Genomic DNA, 16,487 nt, shown 5'->3' with positions numbered 1-16,487 from the left:
AGTATCATTTATTCCACAAGATGATAAAACGGCTAAGGCATTTAATGATGGTATAATACAAATTTACACAGACGCCTGGAACGGTCCTCCTCTAAGTGTATGTGAGGCAAACCGCATTAGCGGTGGGAACTCTTATACATTTAAAAATACCGGTATCGTTAATTTCGTCCTTACTGATCGGGATCAACAACTTGGTGGGCCTAATCCTACTTTTATGGTGACGGTTTCACAGTGAGTAGTTTTCTAACTTTTTTAACCTGACTAGATAATTCCTATCATTCTCCATAAATTTACTGGTCAAATTAGAAAAGACCACTTGCGGGGTCTTTTTATATTACCCATGATGCTTCTCGAATAACATTTTGGCGCTTAATCAATAATCCCAACTCTTTAACTATTTCCGTAAATTTTTTCTTTAGCCTCTTTCAATGCATTTGTGTTTACCGTGACTTTTCCGTCTACAGATATCTCTATATATATATCCTTAAATTTCCTAGTGCTTAGTACCCTGTTGTCAGACATAGTACCATTGATATTAACCTTCTCTCGGCTCGTCCTATCGGTATACCATTGAGTGTTCGCGGTGCCTTCGTTGTTCTCATTTAGAATCTCATCGGAAAGAATGCAGAGTAAAGGTTGCCTTCCGAATGCGTCAAACATTTCTTGTGAGCACCCATTATCCCTTCCATGATGAGGGACTTTCAGAATCGTTGTCCCCCTAACAAACTCTTTGAACTTTGAAGCCTTATCAGATTTTAAAATTTTCGCTACAGCGGCAGCGGTAAGGTCGCCGGTAAAGAGAACTTTGTGACCCCCTATCTCAAATGAATATAAAAAACTAATTTCATTTAAGTCTATTCCATCTGTATATTCAACGAACCTCTGCCCATTAGCAATACAATCCGGTTTAGCGTTTCTTACATTGTCCTTCGATGCTTCGTAAGTTCCACAGTACTTTTTAACGACTCCTACAAACTTCTTTGCTATGTCTTGACTTCGTTTCCGCCAATCTATTTGCTCTATACTAATCTTGTCGATGAACGGTCTGTATCCACCTGCTAGTAGGTAAAAACCGATACTCTCATGAATTGCTTCAATATCCGCTATATGGTCCCCGTGTGGATGGGATATTACAAGTTTATCTAGCCCATATCGGTTAGCATTATTAGGGATATTAACTGGAGCCCCATCTTTTGTTATTTTGTAGTACTTTAGAAATTCAGAAGGCCAGTGGTCGGCTCCACAGCCACAATCTATCATCATCCTGGCGCCGTTTGGCAATTGAATGTAAGCGCAGTCGCCATGCCCTACGTCAAGAAACCAAATTTGGAGTTTACTCATTTCAACACTTCCTTCCGAAAACGGCTCCGTCAGCATTTTTCTTCTCCCGGGTCATCAGGTAACGAATACAAACGAATAATTGAATTACCAGTAAGATACTTCCTGAAATTATAATATAGAATTTCCGATAAGGGTTTGAAGGTAGATAAAGGTACAGAAATACTCCGAATAATATTGAGTTAAGTGTTGCGACTGTATAAGTGATCCATGATTGGGAACTACGCCAATCAAAATATGGAGGCAACTTAGGATCGGTGTACATACCAGAACAGTTTTGAAATCCCAATGGTTTATATACAACGAACAACCGCCGTTGTTCGTTTATGTATCGGGTAACTTGAACAAAATATATTCGGTTTCTGACGGCGACTCCCAGAAGAAACAAGCCAAGCACTATGGCTACAGCGATTGCGGAAACACCTGCTAATCGTAAGTCTATACCTTCCTTAAGCCCAAACTGGAATAGCCCCACAGATACGCCAACTAAGGCGGTATAAGCAGTAAACAGGAACTTAAAGATTTCGAATATTTGTTGGTCATAATGTCTCATTTGCTGGTAACTTTGATTAAAATCCCTTTCCAGAAACTTAAGGGCTTCTTTTTCCTCTTCATTTAATTGATTTGTTTCTTTCGCCATAATACCACCTGATTTCATATTTTGTTTAATTATTTCCACCTACAATTAGTATTTCCTTTAAGATTTTCGGGTTTTAATGAATCTGGAATTAAAAGTTAGCAGGAAAATCAAAGTCATTTATAGAAAATAATGTTAAAATTTTTACCCGAGGAGTTAAATATGTGTCAGAATCCTGAGTCACCAGAAGAAAATCAACTGGCACCGCAAGCGATACCAGTTGATTTTGAAACTGCTCAAGCAATTCTTGATATCGCCAAAAAAGAGTATGAATACGAGGCTGACCGCTCCAAATCAATTGATGCTAGAGCCAGTACTTGTTTATCTGTTAGTGCTGTAGTGTTTGCTTTGGTTGCAAATGCTATAAAAATTCCTAAACAAATAGACATCAAACCTACAATGATCTTATTTGACCTATATACGGGTATTTTAATTAGTCTTGGCGTAACAATCTATTTTTTTGCCAAGACTTTAGTTACTAGACAATTCAAAAGATATGATGTTGCAGACATTGCAAAATACAGTCTTATGCGTCGTCCTGCAGCGGACGTAATACCAGAAATTGTGTCAACATTAAGTTTGTTGATTAAGGAAAACACCTCAAGTACGGACGACAAGGTGAGTTCTTACAATACCGGAATTAAAGCACTAAAAATCTCTATACTGTTAATTGGTTTTACAATGTTATTAACTACTTTACTTTCTCAATAAAGGGGGGGCTCATATGGGAGACGATAAAAACACCCAAAATCCACAAACTGGTAGCGATGTTCCACCAGTCCACAAGACCGAGGGTGTTCAGAACGGTAAAGATGGTTCATCTTCGAAGAAGTGAGGTGAAAAATAGTGAGTAAAGAAAACGAAGATAACGGACAGCAAAAACCGGCTGGTTCCAACGATGTTCCACCAACCCACCAAACGCTACCAGTTACAAGAGGCCAGGGAGGTAGTAAGAATGACAGAACAAAATGAACCTGAAAAGAAATCAACAAATACCGATGATACACCTTCAACACATGGCATAACAACAGTCAACTACAGTTATGAAAAAGATGGCAAGGATAATGATGGAAAGCAAAATAATCCAAAGAAATCCTAATTGTTCATGCGAGACCAAAGAAGAAAGAGGTAAATGGTCATATTCGTGTTACCTCCTCGTGATTATTCACGATTATAGTAACATTGTTATGCGAAGTTCTTTTATATGAATTGCTTAAGCTGCTACGTTTTTACTGATTGCTTTACATAACTGATAACTTTGCATAACACGATGCGTACAAGATCAATATTGAAAGCATTGATCCATCGAAAGACATTTCAATGCGTGAGGTATACGGTTTGGATAAAAATCTAAGTGAGTAAGTTCAACTTGGCGCAGTTTCCAGTTCCGGACAGGCGGTTTCCAAATCTCCGGAACTGCGGCTTCGCCGCACTGGAATATTCATATAGTAACGAGGTTAATCAAAACCAATATCGATGCTTATTCAGACTTACATGATTTATTGAAGGTTTGCATAGGTTTGCAAAGAAAATATGATAAAATTGGCTAAATTGCCGCACATCGAACAACGAGCTAAATGGCTCCGACTTCGCTTGCGCCCCAACTTTGTGTGTTAGTATCGACTTTAAAAGTCAATATTTTGCCTTTGAAAGAACATAATTGAACTTCCCCTAATTCATATTATATTCAATTATAAAGAGGGGCTATGTAGAGGGATTAATTAAAGTATTCCTTTCTTTTTTGCCTTTTCCACAGCTTCCTTACTCGATTTTGCTTTTAGTTTTTTCAAATAACTGTTCACATGTTTTTTTACGGTACTTTCTGCAATATGCAATAAAGATTGGATTCGAGATTGGGTAAAACCTTGGCAAACAAGTTTTAGTATTTGTTTTTCGGTGGAGGTAAGAATTTTTTGATTTTCTTCCTTTTTCAGTCGAACTAATTCTTGCCTTAAAGCATGTGCAGCGTCTGTATGAACCGGTGAACAATTTTTGTAAGCCAAACGAATGGCAGCAGGAATGTCTTTATAATTTGATTTAGTGATATAGTTTACAGCTCCGGCGCTAAAAGCGTCTAGTATAGTCTCTTCTTCATCAATAGCCGTAAGCATGATGATTTTCGTTTTTTTCATCGTTGAAATTTCCAAGGCAGCATCTAGACCGTCTAAACATCCTTCCGTTAACATAATATCCATTAATACAACGTCAATATTGACTGTTTTTACGAATTCAATTGCGTGCTCCTTGGTTTTAGCATAACCGATCAGTAATATATCTTGTTCTTTGCTTATATAATCAGATAAACAACTGCACCATATTGGATCATCCTCGACTAACAGCACTTTGATTGTTTTCATTTAAAACCTCCATAGGAAAGGCATCATCAAAGGAAGTTAATACACTATTTTTAGGGAAGTGTAATGTAACCAAGGTTCCTTGATTCAACTTGCTTTGAATTTCCAATGATCCACCATGTTTTTGCATAACATTATAGCAATAAGATAATCCTAAACCGTAATTTGTTTTCCGGTTTTTTGTCGTAAAAAATGGCTCAACTACTTTATCCAAGTTCGTTTTTGGAATACCACAACCGTCATCTTTTATTGCTATAACAAAATCTCTTTTGGTGTTATATATCTCGATTTGCAATTGACCAGCATATGGCATGGCCTCAATAGCATTTTTACAAACATTAGAAAGTATTTCTTGCAGATGTACTTCATCACATAAAAGTTTAACCGGGTTTGAATAGTTCTTTCTTAGCTCGATTCCTTTCATTTCAAAGAAGGGACTTAGGGATGCGAGTGTTCGCTCAATAATAGACTGCAAATCATGTGGTTGCTCGTCCAAAACTATCTCCTGTAATTTGTTTTGAATCCGCGCAGCCATCTTTAACATATGATCCGCTGATTCTGAGACAAGACAGGCGTCCATATTTATTTCAATTTGATTGACCTGTTTAGCTTTCCGTTGAATACGCTCAGCAAGAATATGTATTTTCCCGAGTTCGCTTTTAAAGCTGTGGTTCAAGGTGGTAGCCCCTGAAGTCGTCGCCCTCATTGCGCTCTCCAGACGCTCTTTTTCAAATCGCATCTTAATTCCCAAGAAGTCATAATTAATAAAAAAATAAAAAACAGCAAAAAACGCTAAGAGTATAATGATAGTATTATAACGCCATATCTGTTCAATTCCAAAGACACGTAACACGAAGTTTGTTATTAATGCACAAAAAGTGGTTGGGACAATGATCAGGCAGGTTAAAAGTTTTTGGGTTTTTAAACATTTATGATTCTCTAACAAACAGGAACAAATAAGCATAATGTCTGACAATAGAATATAGGGACCAGCCCATAGGGTAAGTAAAACATAATTGACCCGAAATTCCGGATATACTGGAAACAACATATACATTAGCAACACAGGCAGAAATGCAACTAAAGTAACCTTCGTTTTAGAAAAGTTTTTTAGTAGAGAAGAATTAGTATAGCGCAAAGCAAACATTAGGAGGGAAAAGGGGGCAAGATAATGTCCAAAGGATGCGCTGACTCCAATTAAAGCATGTAAGACAGATTCGACCCCAGGTAGCCTACCAATAAACTGGCTACTTAAATAAGGAGCCAATGTTTCTTCAAGAAAAACAGATAACCCCCCAAAGCCTCCGAAAAAAGCGAGGGCAGTAGACCAACGTATTGTATCATTTTTCCAACTTGTAAAAAAGCCAATCGCTGCTAACGTCCACAAACATATCCAAAGGACAACCATGATATTTTACTCCTAGATGCAATTAACAGTTCTTTATAAAATCGATGACATCATCTCGAATCTGTTTTTTGTTAAATATTAAACCTGCATGACCAAAAGTATATATTATTCGTTTTGGTTTCCCCCAAGCTTTCCACAGCCTATCTGTGTCTTCACTTGAAACGTACTGATCATATTTGCCGGATAGAAGTAAAATCTTTTCCCTTGATATTCTAGGTTGAAATAAACTTGCATCTGTGATGGCCCAATAGTGCTTCAATTGCTCATATGTGAACCCGTTTTGCTCAAGATCTTGTCTAATATATTTTCCGGGTGCAGTATTCCACACAGAACATGCAAGACTATTTGTATACATAATTGAAATCAAAGTATCGATCTGCTCTTCTACAACGCTGGTGAGATTGGTTATAAATCCTCCCAAGCTAATACCGATCAAAGCAACTTGTCCTGATTGATTTTTCTTAATCCAATGAATCATTGCTCTTATATCTGTAACAGCCTGCTTTACTGCGAGCAAAGTTCTATTAATGTTTGCACTAATCATTAATTCACCGTTATACAAAGAATGAGTCGAAGCTCGCTCATGATGATAAGGTAGTGTTAAGAAATACATATTGTAGCCTAGTCTCTTGAATGTAGCTAAAAAAATATTTTCAATTTTTTTGAAATCATCCATTCGCCAGCCGTGAACAAAAATAATATGTCTAGGATTATTATTTGATTGGTTTTCATAAAACAGGCCGGTATTGATATTGGTCCGATCATCTTCTGTCGAAAGCTGGCTATCATAATAATATTTCCAGATTTTATAAGATGGTTCCGCATGAAGCTCTTTCAATTTGATGTTTGGTAAATCAGGTACAAGATAAAAATCTTTCAAAGCGTTTTGATCTGGTATAGGTATTTCAGAAAAGTCAACAAAAAAATGGGATTTCTTACTTTTCTGCCTATGAAGCAAAGATAACCCGATATGATCAATGAGCTTAGCCAACTGTTTATTCATGTGTTCACTCCATATCTAAATAAAGATTACTTACATTATTATAAATTGCTAGGAAAATTCTGTAAATATAAAAATCAAGGTTCTATAAAAAAATAGAACCTTTAGAAGATAGGTTCTAAAGAAACATTAACCTTAAAAAAACAAACCAAAAAACTTATAATAGTTTTTGGCAGTAAACATCAAGCTTGATGGACAAAAGGGATTATTACACTTGATTTAAACAAATATCAACATAAAGATTCAGAAAGGAAAGATGTTATGCGTAAAGAGAGCAAAGTTATGAAACACTGTACATTTATGTATAAGGGATTAAACATAGATCGCACAGTGGTTCTGCACAAAGCAAAAATACTTCTTAAATTATACCGTCCAGCTGTGTGGTCAACATCAAATAGAGCCTATCAAATATGTGAGAGTGCCGAATGTTATTGCGGGAAAAATTTGGAGAATGCATTAGAGTACTTGGCTAATTTTGCGCCTGAAACTGTACAAGATAGGTTTTCAGAAAATGTAAGGTCTTTATTTGAAACACAATGGCTCATTTCATTGATAGATTCCACAATGAATAAAATTTATGAATATCCGGATAATGGGAAGATATATCATGAAATATTAAGCAAACAATATTTGACGGTTTCCAGATACTCAGAGCAGGAAATGCTTGAATTATTAAATATGGAACGTAGCACATATTACGATAAAAAACGGGAGGCGATTGATTTATTTGCTATTTGCCTATGGGGTTATACTATCCCATCAATGAGAGGAATTTTTGCTGCTATTGAAGGGGGAAGTGAAGTCCCGGGCTTTTTTCGTTGTTTGGACAACCCGGCCTAACTCCGACTTACTCCCGATAAAGTCCCGATTAATTCCCTACTGACTATAAACTATCAATCTCATATAATGAGTATGCTGGCATATTATGGCATGCTCTCTGAAAACTAAATACCAGGGTAATGGCCTCATCGTATTTTTTATGATGGGGCTATTTTTATGCCATTTTGCCGGTTTCGCTGCTGGAGGAGAAAGTTCATCCTCGCAGATGCTTGAAGCATCAATCTGCGAAATCAGCACAAAAAAAGAGCTTTGAGGTGATTAAGACCTTGAGCTTTTTTTTATGCCTTCAAGGAGGATGGCATATTGAAAAAATTGTTCTTGCACTATATCCGCTCTCCCCCACCTCTGTTTTGGTTTTTTACAAAAAAAATCAAAACGGAGGTTTAGATATGAAAAGGATTAATTTACGGGAGTTCTACCCGTTCTATACTAATGACTTCTTCGTGGAAGTATCGGATAAGCTGGCAGATTTATTGAAGCTACTAAAGCGGAAAGAACATGCAGACTTTGAGCGCAGACGTGTCTACAAAGCATACTATTCACTTGATGCTGGCGAAGGAATTGAAAAGGAAGTCGTCCTGCTGGTTTTATCGCCGGAGGAAATTTATGAACGCAAAATGAGCAAGCAGGAGTTATATGCTGCTATCAACAGCCTGCCGGAAAAACAGTCAAAGCGTATCTATGCCCATTTCTTCCTTGAAATGAGCAAAGCAGAAATAGCCCGAATCGAAGGCGTGAGCAAACCTGCTGTAACGCATTCCATTGAGCAAGGTTTAAAAAACATAGAAAAATATTTAAAAAATAATTCCTGGCGGGGTTAACTTTTCCCTCAAAAATCTGCTGATTAATAGAGGGATATTTACTACCACCTCGACAGAGAACCTTGAAAAGTGAATAGGTGTTTTATCCGGTACTTTCCCCGTATGTCCTGAGAAGGAAAGCCAGATTGCAGGTACGCCAAGACCGCCTGTCCGGCGTTAGTCGGATTGCAGCCCAAAGTATCCATAATATTACGGATTTAATAAAGGTAAGGTGCGAGCGATCAATACCCGTGCAATAAATAAATGCCGGTTGCATTTAAGGCAATGACACATACGGAGGGATCATGATACTTGCGCATAGTCGAGGTTAGGTTCCAGAGTGCGCCCCGGTCGCTGACGGGGAGGTGGAATTCCTATGAGGACGGTAAACCGCTGTCCGCCGGATAAGCTCAAAACCAATATAACCAAAACAGAATGTGGCGGAGGGTATGTTTGCTTAAGCGTAATATGCGCTTCTGAAATATAGCATACCCTAACTGCCGCATACCATTCCTAAAAATCGATTTTTATGGAGATAGACAATTCCGAACCCGAGCTATGCTTTTAAAGAAAGTTGAGGTTTTTAAATATATGTTTGAAAATTTTCCGGACGTAGTTGGTATTGATGATCTTCGTAAAATGTTAGGAATAGGAAGAAACAAAGCTTATGAGCTTGTGAATGCAGAAAAAGTGAAATCTATAAGAATTGGTAAGCAAATTAAAATTGCAAAGACTTGGGTTATCGATTATATACAGTCAGTTGGTTGAAAGTGTCAGTTGGTTGCAAAATTGAGTGTATGGCATGTCTTTGATATAATGGATTCAAACAATAGAAGATATGCCATGTAATACCAATTTTGAAATATGACACAAAAGGGGAGTGTTTATGAACGGAAGTCTTCAAAAGAAGGGTAATATGTGGTATGCAGTGATTTCATTAGAAGGTAAGAAACAAAAATGGATTAGTACCAAAACTAAAGATAAAAACAAAGCAAAAGTGGTTTTGCGTGACATTTTAACTAAGATGGAAAATGACCTTTATATTGATCCCACAAAAGTTAAGTTTTTAGATTTTATGGATGATTGGCTTAATCTCGTTATCAGTAAAGAAATTGAAAAGACCACGTTAGAGAGTTATCAATTAACTTACAAATCACACATCAAACCTTATTTTCAAAAACTCAATCTATCGCTGAGTGATCTAAAGACGATTCACTTACAAAAGTATATTAATGAAAAGCATGAAAACGGCAGAAGAGATGGCAAGGGTGGCCTGGGTGGCAATACACTAAGAAAGCATAAGATTCTTTTAAAATCTTGTCTCGACTACGCTGTTAAAATGAGGCTGATAGGTAAAAATCCTATTGATAATGTGGTATTACCGAAAAAAGATAAGTTTACTGGAAGTTATTATAACGCTGAGCAAATTGAAAGATTACTTGAAATTGTAAAAAATACACCAATAGAAACACCTGTATTCCTAACTGTGTATTATGGCTTTAGAAGAGGCGAAGTTTTAGGGTTAAAATGGTCTGATGTTGATTTCAAAGAAGGCACTATAACCATAAATAATACCAGAGTAAGATATAGCAAAGTTTCCGTTGATAAAAGTCCTAAAACAGAAAAAAGCAGAAGAACCTTACCATTGATGAAACTCGTTTCTTCCTATTTAAAGAAATTAAAATTAAAACTTAATAACAATAAAATGGCAATGGGTAAAGACTATCAAGATAATCAATATGTTTGCTGTTGGGAAAATGGTCAGTTATACAGTGTATCTTTCATAAATCATAAACTAACCAAGTTGCTCAGTGAGTATGAAATGCCTCATATAAGGTTTCATGACCTCAGACATAGTACTGCTAGTTTCTTATTAAAACAAGGTTTTAGTTTAAAAGAAATCCAAGAGTGGTTAGGTCATGCTGATATTACTACAACTGCCAATATCTATTCTCATGTTGACATGGAAATGAAAAAAAATATTGCAAATCGGCTGGACACCAGATTTGCAATATAGTGTATTAGAAGATTTTATTGTTTTAGAAGTTTTATTAGAAGTTTCTTTGATTTCCTTGGTGCGGTCGAGAGGACTTGAACCTCCACACCCCATTGGGCACTAGAACCTGAATCTAGCGCGTCTGCCAATTCCGCCACGACCGCATTTTGAATTGAGTACATTAACGATAATAGCATAAACGATAAGAAAAGTCAACTGGGAACACGACTTACAGGGATTGACTGTTAACTGTAATTCCTGGCAACATCAGGGGGTATTTTTTTATCTGAATGTGGAAAACTAAATTGCGACAAATACAGATTATAGTACAGGGGGGATTACAGTGGTTCGAAAGAAAATTAGTAGAATTGGCCGTGAAATGTACCGTGAAATAGCTAACTATACTGGCTTTAAAACTAGAAGCGACAGACGCCGCCGCTTGGGGAGGGTACCAGGACCCAAATATGCAGAACGGGGTTCCGATTATCGTGATGACGATATTTGATAGGAAGAGGTAAAAAAAGGGCAGTTAATATTATCTGGCATTCAAGTATGATAACTGTTAAAAGGTAATAAAAAAACGGCTATATGCCGTTATATTACTTTTATGTGGCTGGGGCGGCAGGACTCGAACCTACGCATGGCGGAGTCAAAGTCCGCTGCCTTACCAACTTGGCTACGCCCCATTGAAGCTGCAGTTACACTGCCAGTTGCCAACTAATTAATGGTGGAGGGGGCAGGATTTGAACCTGCGAAGGCTGAGCCGGCAGATTTACAGTCTGCTCCCTTTGACCGCTCGGGAACCCCTCCAGTATGGCGGAGCAGACGGGACTCGAACCCGCGACCTCCGGCGTGACAGGCCGGCATCCTAGACCGACTAGACCACTGCTCCTGACTTTTGGCGACACCACTGTTGGCGAAGTCACAGAACATATTATAGCGAATTATATTATGGTCGTCAAGAGCAAAAACAAAGGATTAAAGTAAAAAAAAAAGTCCAGTGTTTCCACTGGACGGGGAGAGATAGAACTCACCAAAGCGGAGTATTAGTATTATGAGCCAGCCTATTAAAAAATATACACTTAGTTAAAAATATTTTATAATTTGTTAAAACTTTCACTAACATCTTGATATCATTTAGACTGTAATTTATAATAGAAATTAGAAAATGAAAAGAATGGGGGGATCAGAGGATGTTTTCAGAAAACATGTTGGGTCCTTTGGAAGCTGACATTATGCTAATTATCTGGAAACGTCAGTTGGTAACCGTTCATGATGTTTATGAGGAGCTTTTAGAAAATAGGTCGATTGCTTATAATACTGTGATGACTGTTATGACAAGGCTAGCCCGGAAAGGAATTCTCCACAGGCAGAAAAAGGGGCGCTCCTATTTATATTATCCCGGAGTTACTAAGAGTGAGGTTGCCAGAAGCATGTTTCAGTATGTAATTGACAAGATTTATGGAGGCTCACGTGTGATGGTTTTATCTCATTTAATTAATGACAAGACACTTAGGGATTATGAATTGGATTACTTGAAAGCTATTGTAAGAAAGAAGAATGCAAAATAAGAAAGTGAAAAAAGAAATCCCAAAATTTGAATTATATTTATTCTATTTATATGGAAGCATTACCGGCATATAAGGTTATGCTTCCAATGTTAATATGTTATTGGTTATGACGAGCCAAACTAAACATGAGTGAGGCTTTTTTTGTTTTATCTCATAATTTTGTTTTATCTCATAATAATGAAGGTATTTTTAGTTTTAATAAAATTTTTAAACAGAGGAGGAATTTAGAAATTCCTGTTGAAGCACAAGTATACTCATGAATAGCAAGGGATTACAAGTATTTTTGTATCTGAAAATTTCGTTAAGAACGTGCGTTTTTGGGAGAAGTTGTGGGAAGTAAGAATCTTTTAAATAAACAAACTATGGACATTGTTACAGATGTTGTATTATAATCATTGTAAATTATTTAAAAGAGGGGTGAAGTTCTTGATTAAAATTGCGGTATCAGGAAAAGGCGGAGTAGGTAAAACAACAGTTGCATCTTCGCTGGTAAAGCTTCTAGCCCGGTCCCACAAAAATGTTTATGCTGTTGATGCGGACCCCGATGCATGCCTGGCTACCGCTGTAGGCATACCCTATGAAGATGTCTGTAACCTTAAACCTCTTGTCGAGATGAAGGACCTAATAGATGAAAAAAGCAGCGGGGGAGGAGCTTTTTTTGCATTAAACCCCAATGTTGACGATATTTTAAATGAATACAGCATCCCAATTGGTAACATTAAATTTCTCCGGATGGGTGGAATCAAACAAGGGGGGACGGCATGCTATTGCCGGGAAAACTCGTTTTTGCATGCTCTGATGTCCAGTCTTTTGTTTGATAAAGAAAGTGCTGTTATTCTTGATATGGGTGCTGGGATAGAACACCTTACCAGAGGCACTGCAAGAAGTGTGGACATTATGCTGGTGGTAGTTGAACCCAGCAGAAACAGTATTAATACAGCCTTGTTAGTTGAAAAATTAGCTGAAGAGCTAGGAATTTTGACTGTTAAGTTTATTGGCAACAAGGTCAGGAATGAAAAAGAAAAGGAATTCATTCAAAAACACCTTGGAGGTAATAGGATTATTGGATTTATTCCTTTTGATGATGATATATGGGAAAGCTCTATGGAAAGTGGTCCGACCGCAGAGTTGGGAGGAGCCCTTCTAAAGAGTATGAACGAAATCCACGAAAACCTGTTGCGGGAGGTGGATTGATACGGGGATTTTTTTTGTGGCATGTCTAAATAGTAGAAATGCAGAAAGTAAAAAGAGGGGTTTACAATCACCCTTGCCGGCCCCCGGTTTGTATACCGAGGTTATAATTGTTTGATACGTCCGGATAACCCGGCTTAATCAAACAAACATATAAAAAATACAACCATAGAAGGGAAAGGAGATTTGGAGAATGGGTTTAACAGGATTAGAGATTTTCAAACAACTGCCCAAAAAGAACTGTAAAGAGTGTGGTCAGCCGACTTGTTTGGCATTTGCCATGCAACTGGCTGCCGGTAAGGCGGCCCTGGATGCTTGTCCTTACGTAAGTGATGCTGCTCGCGAGGTGCTTGATTCAGCTTCTGCCCCTCCGGTAGCATTAGTTAAGATTGGCGTGGGTGAAAAGGCCTTTGAAATTGGCAATGAAACAGTTATGTTCCGCCATGACAAAAGGTTTGAGCACCCGACAGGTATAGCTATCCAAGTTAGTGACAAAATGAGTGCTGACGAGGTGAAAGCTAAAGTTGACAAAGTCAACAAATTAGTATTTGATCGTGTAGGTCAAATACATGAGGTTAACATGGTTGCAGTGGCCAATGATTCCGGAGATGCTGTTAAGTTCGCTGATACCGTTAAGTTGGTTCAGGATAATACGGCATATCCGTTATTACTAATTTCCGGTGATGCTGCAGCTATGGAAAAAGCTCTTGAGGTTGCCGGTGCCAACAAGCCTGTAGTATATGCTGCTACTGCAGACAATTATGAAGCGATGGTTGGGCTGGCCAAAAAATACGAAGCTCCTCTCGTAGTTAAAGGTACTGATTTGAATAGTCTTGCTGAAACAGTAGAGAAGGTTGTCGGCCTTGGTTACAAGAATCTGATTCTTGACTCTGGGGCACGTGAACTTTCCAAGGTTATTGCAGACCAGACCCAAATCAGGAGGCAGGCTCTGAAATTGTTCCGCCCCCTGGGATATCCTACAATTGCTTTTGCAAACAATGACGACCCAATTATGGAATCACTTTATGCCAGTACATTTGTTGCTAAGTACGCCGGTATTGTAGTTGTGAACAGCGCTGAACCTGAGCATATCCTTCCAGTCATCACCTTGCGTCTGAACATCTACACAGACCCGCAGAAACCGATTGCGGTTGAGACCAAAATTTATGAAATACTTGAACCCGGTCCGGATGCACCTGTACTTATTACAACTAACTTCTCACTTAGTTATTTCAATGTTGCCGGAGATACCGAAGCTTCACGTATGCCTGCTTATATTATCCCTGTTGATACAGACGGCATTTCTGTACTTACCGCCTGGGCAGCAGGTAAATTCTCACCTGAGACTATTGCAGCTACTATTAAAAAGCTAGGTATTATGGATAAAGTTAACCATAATAAGATTATTATTCCCGGTGGTGTAGCAGTTCTGAGCGGTCAGACAGCAGAACTTAGCGGTTGTGAAGTCCTTGTAGGACCTCGTGATTCTGCCGGCCTGAATACATTCTTTAAACAGCAGTGGAATCAGTAGTGCGAGATTGTGAAAGGAGCGATAAAAATGGCTGTTACTATAGCAAAAGAAAGATGGACCAGTAAAGTTGCTGAAGAGGTATATGGTTCTCAAGGTTTAAAAGTCGGTGGAGAAACCACATTGCCTTTCCTGCACTTTGAAGGTGAAATACCCAATAGAATGATTACTGCTCTTGAGGTATATGATTCAGAACCAAAAGATTGGCCTGAAATCTTAACAGAACCTTTTGCCGGTGTATTGAATGATCCTATTGCATGGGCTAAAAAGGTAGTAGAATATGGTGCCGACATGGTTGCCCTGCGCCTTATGAGCGCTCATCCCGACTGGGACAATGCAAGTGCTCAGGATGTTGCCAAAACAGCTAAAGCTGTTGCTGATGCTGTAGATGTACCTTTGATTGTTATTGGTTGTGGTGTTGAGGAGAAAGATGGAGAAATCCTGCCTGTAGTAGCAGAAGCTTTAGAAGGCAAAAAAGCCCTTATTGGTTGTGCTACAGCAAACAATTACAAATCCATAACTGCTGCTGCTAATGGTTATGGGCACAGTGTAATTGCATCCTCACCGCTGGATATTAACCTTTGTAAACAGCTTAACATCTTAATTAACGAGATGGGACTCCCCCTTGACCGAATTGCGTTTGATCCATTGGTTGGCGCACTCGGTTACGGTATTGAGTATGCATATTCCATTATGGAACGTGCCCGTATGGGAGCCCTTACCGGTGATAAGACACTAGCTACTCCGATAGTTGCTTTCATTGGTCAGGAAGCTTGGAAGGCCAAAGAAGCCAAAGATGCAGACACACCCGAATGGGGTCCGCTTGCTGACAGGGCTATTCTGTGGGAAACCACTACAGCAGTTACCTTTGCAATATCTGGAGCCAACATATTTGTTATGCGTCATCCAGAATCTGTTAAGAAATTTGATGTTTATCTGGATGAAGCTATGAAATCCAATGCTTATTAATTCAAAACAAAACATAGGAGGTTAGCTAGGTAATGTTTGAAATTATTGGTGAAAGAATAAATGGATTATTTCACGATATTCGTGATGCAATTTCTAATAAAGACCCTAAGCCTGTCCATGACTGGGCTATTAAGCAGGCTGAAGCTGGTGCGTTTTGGCTTGACATAAACACCGGACCGGTTGCCAAGAAGTCTGAGCAGGCAGAAATTATGGCCTGGCTGGTAAAAACAGCTCAGGAGGCTGTTGACCTGCCGTGCTGTATTGATACTACCAACTGGGATGCAATGGAGGAAGGCCTTAAGGTTCATAAAGGCAAAGCCTTAATGAACTCAACAACTGCTGAGCAGGCTAAAATGGATATCTTGTTCCCCATGGCTGCTAACTATGGTGCTGCTATTGTGGGTTTAGCAATGAATGAAAAGGGAGTTCCCAAAAGCGCTGATGACCGTACCGCACTCGCAATGGAACTTGTTGCTAATGCTGATGCTTATGGCATTTCTCCTGTGGATCTCTACCTGGATCCGCTGGTTCTTCCGGTCAATGTTGCTCAAGAGCATGGGCCGGAGTGCCTGGAAGCTCTTCGTCAGGTGAAGCTGCTCTCTAATCCGGCGCCAAAGACCACATTGGGGTTAAGTAATATTTCTCAGAAGGCTCCTAACCGTCCACTGCTTAACAAGACTTTCCTGGCTATGGCCATGGTATGCGGTTTGGATTCAGCCGTTATGGATGCATGTGATGAGGAACTGGTAGATATTGCCGCAACTGCAAGTATTATCCTTAACCAATCGATTTATTGTGACTCCTATCTGAAGATTTTCAGGCAAAAGTAATACTATTCACAAAAAGGTCTTTACA

At 38.7% G+C, this 16,487-nt stretch carries 17 protein-coding genes, 4 tRNA genes and 1 pseudogene; 13 read left to right on the top strand and 9 right to left on the bottom strand.

What is annotated here, in order from left to right:
• Nucleotides 1-390: 390 nt before the first annotated feature.
• A complete protein-coding gene (locus tag ABFY19_RS09125) occupies nt 391-1,377 on the bottom strand; it encodes a ComEC/Rec2 family competence protein (RefSeq protein ID WP_418790352.1) in 987 nt (328 codons plus the stop codon).
• On the bottom strand, nt 1,343-1,978 hold the full coding sequence (locus ABFY19_RS09120; RefSeq protein WP_418790351.1) for a hypothetical protein: 636 nt from the start codon (nt 1,976-1,978) through the stop codon (nt 1,343-1,345). Before ABFY19_RS09120 ends, ABFY19_RS09125 begins: the two co-directional genes overlap by 35 nt.
• Before the next feature lie 159 nt (nt 1,979-2,137).
• Here ABFY19_RS09120 and ABFY19_RS09115 point away from each other — a divergent pair, with 159 nt between their 5' ends.
• From ABFY19_RS09115 to ABFY19_RS09105, 3 genes and pseudogenes are all read left to right on the top strand, one after another.
• The gene (locus ABFY19_RS09115; protein ID WP_418790350.1) at nt 2,138-2,686 is read left to right on the top strand and encodes a hypothetical protein; all 549 of its coding nucleotides are present in this window, start codon (nt 2,138-2,140) and stop codon (nt 2,684-2,686) included.
• Nucleotides 2,687-2,930: 244 nt separating this feature from the next.
• On the top strand, nt 2,931-3,074 hold the full coding sequence (locus ABFY19_RS09110; protein ID WP_418790349.1) for a hypothetical protein: 144 nt from the start codon (nt 2,931-2,933) through the stop codon (nt 3,072-3,074).
• A gap of 167 nt (nt 3,075-3,241) precedes the next feature.
• A pseudogene (locus ABFY19_RS09105) lies at nt 3,242-3,337 on the top strand (AAA family ATPase); the annotation flags it as partial.
• Nucleotides 3,338-3,696: 359 nt separating this feature from the next.
• Here ABFY19_RS09105 and ABFY19_RS09100 read toward each other — a convergent pair.
• The 3 genes from ABFY19_RS09100 to ABFY19_RS09090 are packed head-to-tail and all read right to left on the bottom strand — an operon-like array spanning nt 3,697 to nt 6,740.
• Complete coding sequence (locus tag ABFY19_RS09100; protein WP_418790348.1) at nt 3,697-4,332, bottom strand: response regulator transcription factor; 636 nt, start codon at nt 4,330-4,332, stop codon at nt 3,697-3,699.
• Nucleotides 4,298-5,737 (bottom strand): ATP-binding protein, encoded by a 1,440-nt coding sequence (locus tag ABFY19_RS09095; RefSeq protein WP_418790347.1) that lies wholly within the window; start codon nt 5,735-5,737, stop codon nt 4,298-4,300. The genes ABFY19_RS09100 and ABFY19_RS09095 overlap by 35 nt, the downstream gene beginning before the upstream one ends.
• Nucleotides 5,738-5,759: 22 nt before the next feature.
• Entirely contained in the window at nt 5,760-6,740 is a 981-nt protein-coding gene (locus ABFY19_RS09090; protein WP_418790346.1) for an alpha/beta hydrolase, read from the bottom strand.
• A 297-nt stretch (nt 6,741-7,037) separates the two neighbouring features.
• On the opposite strand from ABFY19_RS09090, the gene ABFY19_RS09085 reads away from it, so the two are divergent.
• From ABFY19_RS09085 to ABFY19_RS09070, 4 genes are all read left to right on the top strand, one after another.
• The gene (locus ABFY19_RS09085; RefSeq protein WP_418790345.1) at nt 7,038-7,577 is read left to right on the top strand and encodes a hypothetical protein; all 540 of its coding nucleotides are present in this window, start codon (nt 7,038-7,040) and stop codon (nt 7,575-7,577) included.
• Between the two features lie 389 nt (nt 7,578-7,966).
• Complete coding sequence (locus ABFY19_RS09080; protein ID WP_418792572.1) at nt 7,967-8,398, top strand: sigma factor-like helix-turn-helix DNA-binding protein; 432 nt, start codon at nt 7,967-7,969, stop codon at nt 8,396-8,398.
• 570 nt (nt 8,399-8,968) lie between these two features.
• A complete protein-coding gene (locus tag ABFY19_RS09075; protein ID WP_418790344.1) occupies nt 8,969-9,145 on the top strand; it encodes a helix-turn-helix domain-containing protein in 177 nt (58 codons plus the stop codon).
• 118 nt (nt 9,146-9,263) lie between these two features.
• On the top strand, nt 9,264-10,394 hold the full coding sequence (locus ABFY19_RS09070) for a site-specific integrase (RefSeq protein WP_418790343.1): 1,131 nt from the start codon (nt 9,264-9,266) through the stop codon (nt 10,392-10,394).
• A 56-nt stretch (nt 10,395-10,450) separates the two neighbouring features.
• Here ABFY19_RS09070 and ABFY19_RS09065 read toward each other — a convergent pair.
• Nucleotides 10,451-10,537, bottom strand: a tRNA-Leu gene (locus ABFY19_RS09065).
• A 179-nt stretch (nt 10,538-10,716) separates the two neighbouring features.
• Here ABFY19_RS09065 and ABFY19_RS09060 point away from each other — a divergent pair.
• Nucleotides 10,717-10,878: a hypothetical protein gene (locus tag ABFY19_RS09060; protein WP_418790342.1), complete on the top strand. Its 162-nt coding sequence runs from the start codon at nt 10,717-10,719 to the stop codon at nt 10,876-10,878.
• Nucleotides 10,879-10,983: 105 nt separating this feature from the next.
• On the opposite strand, the gene ABFY19_RS09055 is transcribed toward ABFY19_RS09060, so the two are convergent.
• The 3 genes from ABFY19_RS09055 to ABFY19_RS09045 form a co-directional block, all read right to left on the bottom strand.
• Nucleotides 10,984-11,059 (bottom strand) — tRNA-Gln (locus ABFY19_RS09055).
• Between the two features lie 39 nt (nt 11,060-11,098).
• Nucleotides 11,099-11,183 (bottom strand) — tRNA-Tyr (locus ABFY19_RS09050).
• 4 nt (nt 11,184-11,187) lie between these two features.
• Nucleotides 11,188-11,265, bottom strand: a tRNA-Asp gene (locus ABFY19_RS09045).
• Between the two features lie 301 nt (nt 11,266-11,566).
• On the opposite strand from ABFY19_RS09045, the gene ABFY19_RS09040 reads away from it, so the two are divergent.
• The 5 genes from ABFY19_RS09040 (at nt 11,567) to ABFY19_RS09020 (ending at nt 16,462) form a co-directional block, all read left to right on the top strand.
• Complete coding sequence (locus ABFY19_RS09040) at nt 11,567-11,944, top strand: BlaI/MecI/CopY family transcriptional regulator (protein ID WP_418790341.1); 378 nt, start codon at nt 11,567-11,569, stop codon at nt 11,942-11,944.
• Between the two features lie 426 nt (nt 11,945-12,370).
• Entirely contained in the window at nt 12,371-13,138 is a 768-nt protein-coding gene (locus ABFY19_RS09035; RefSeq protein ID WP_418790340.1) for an AAA family ATPase, read from the top strand.
• 190 nt (nt 13,139-13,328) lie between these two features.
• Nucleotides 13,329-14,666 carry an acetyl-CoA decarbonylase/synthase complex subunit gamma gene (acsC, locus tag ABFY19_RS09030; protein ID WP_418790339.1) on the top strand — a complete coding sequence of 446 codons (1,338 nt, stop codon included), beginning with the start codon at nt 13,329-13,331 and terminating at the stop codon, nt 14,664-14,666.
• A gap of 27 nt (nt 14,667-14,693) precedes the next feature.
• Nucleotides 14,694-15,632: an acetyl-CoA decarbonylase/synthase complex subunit delta gene (locus ABFY19_RS09025; RefSeq protein ID WP_418790338.1), complete on the top strand. Its 939-nt coding sequence runs from the start codon at nt 14,694-14,696 to the stop codon at nt 15,630-15,632.
• Nucleotides 15,633-15,664: 32 nt separating this feature from the next.
• A complete protein-coding gene (locus ABFY19_RS09020; RefSeq protein ID WP_418790337.1) occupies nt 15,665-16,462 on the top strand; it encodes a methyltetrahydrofolate cobalamin methyltransferase in 798 nt (265 codons plus the stop codon).
• Nucleotides 16,463-16,487 lie beyond the last annotated feature (25 nt).

It is taken from the genome of Phosphitispora sp. TUW77, from assembly GCF_048453025.1.
Classification (GTDB): Bacteria; Bacillota; Thermincolia; order Thermincolales; family UBA2595; genus Phosphitispora.
The sequence above is the reverse complement of the archived record's forward strand: the minus strand, read 5'-3'. Positions and strand labels throughout refer to the sequence as shown.

Excerpts from the sequence above, each read along its gene's own strand:
- ABFY19_RS09125 (WP_418790352.1), bottom strand. The coding sequence starts at position 1,377 with ATGCTGACGGAGCCGTTTTCGGAAGGAAGTGTTGAAATGAGTAAACTC.
- ABFY19_RS09120 (WP_418790351.1), bottom strand. The coding sequence starts at position 1,978 with ATGGCGAAAGAAACAAATCAATTAAATGAAGAGGAAAAAGAAGCCCTT.
- ABFY19_RS09115 (WP_418790350.1), top strand. The coding sequence starts at position 2,138 with ATGTGTCAGAATCCTGAGTCACCAGAAGAAAATCAACTGGCACCGCAA.
- ABFY19_RS09110 (WP_418790349.1), top strand. The coding sequence starts at position 2,931 with ATGACAGAACAAAATGAACCTGAAAAGAAATCAACAAATACCGATGAT.
- ABFY19_RS09100 (WP_418790348.1), bottom strand. The coding sequence starts at position 4,332 with ATGAAAACAATCAAAGTGCTGTTAGTCGAGGATGATCCAATATGGTGC.
- ABFY19_RS09095 (WP_418790347.1), bottom strand. The coding sequence starts at position 5,737 with ATGGTTGTCCTTTGGATATGTTTGTGGACGTTAGCAGCGATTGGCTTT.
- ABFY19_RS09090 (WP_418790346.1), bottom strand. The coding sequence starts at position 6,740 with ATGAATAAACAGTTGGCTAAGCTCATTGATCATATCGGGTTATCTTTG.
- ABFY19_RS09085 (WP_418790345.1), top strand. The coding sequence starts at position 7,038 with ATGTATAAGGGATTAAACATAGATCGCACAGTGGTTCTGCACAAAGCA.
- ABFY19_RS09080 (WP_418792572.1), top strand. The coding sequence starts at position 7,967 with ATGAAAAGGATTAATTTACGGGAGTTCTACCCGTTCTATACTAATGAC.
- ABFY19_RS09075 (WP_418790344.1), top strand. The coding sequence starts at position 8,969 with ATGTTTGAAAATTTTCCGGACGTAGTTGGTATTGATGATCTTCGTAAA.
- ABFY19_RS09070 (WP_418790343.1), top strand. The coding sequence starts at position 9,264 with ATGAACGGAAGTCTTCAAAAGAAGGGTAATATGTGGTATGCAGTGATT.
- ABFY19_RS09040 (WP_418790341.1), top strand. The coding sequence starts at position 11,567 with ATGTTTTCAGAAAACATGTTGGGTCCTTTGGAAGCTGACATTATGCTA.
- acsC (WP_418790339.1), top strand. The coding sequence starts at position 13,329 with ATGGGTTTAACAGGATTAGAGATTTTCAAACAACTGCCCAAAAAGAAC.
- ABFY19_RS09025 (WP_418790338.1), top strand. The coding sequence starts at position 14,694 with ATGGCTGTTACTATAGCAAAAGAAAGATGGACCAGTAAAGTTGCTGAA.
- ABFY19_RS09020 (WP_418790337.1), top strand. The coding sequence starts at position 15,665 with ATGTTTGAAATTATTGGTGAAAGAATAAATGGATTATTTCACGATATT.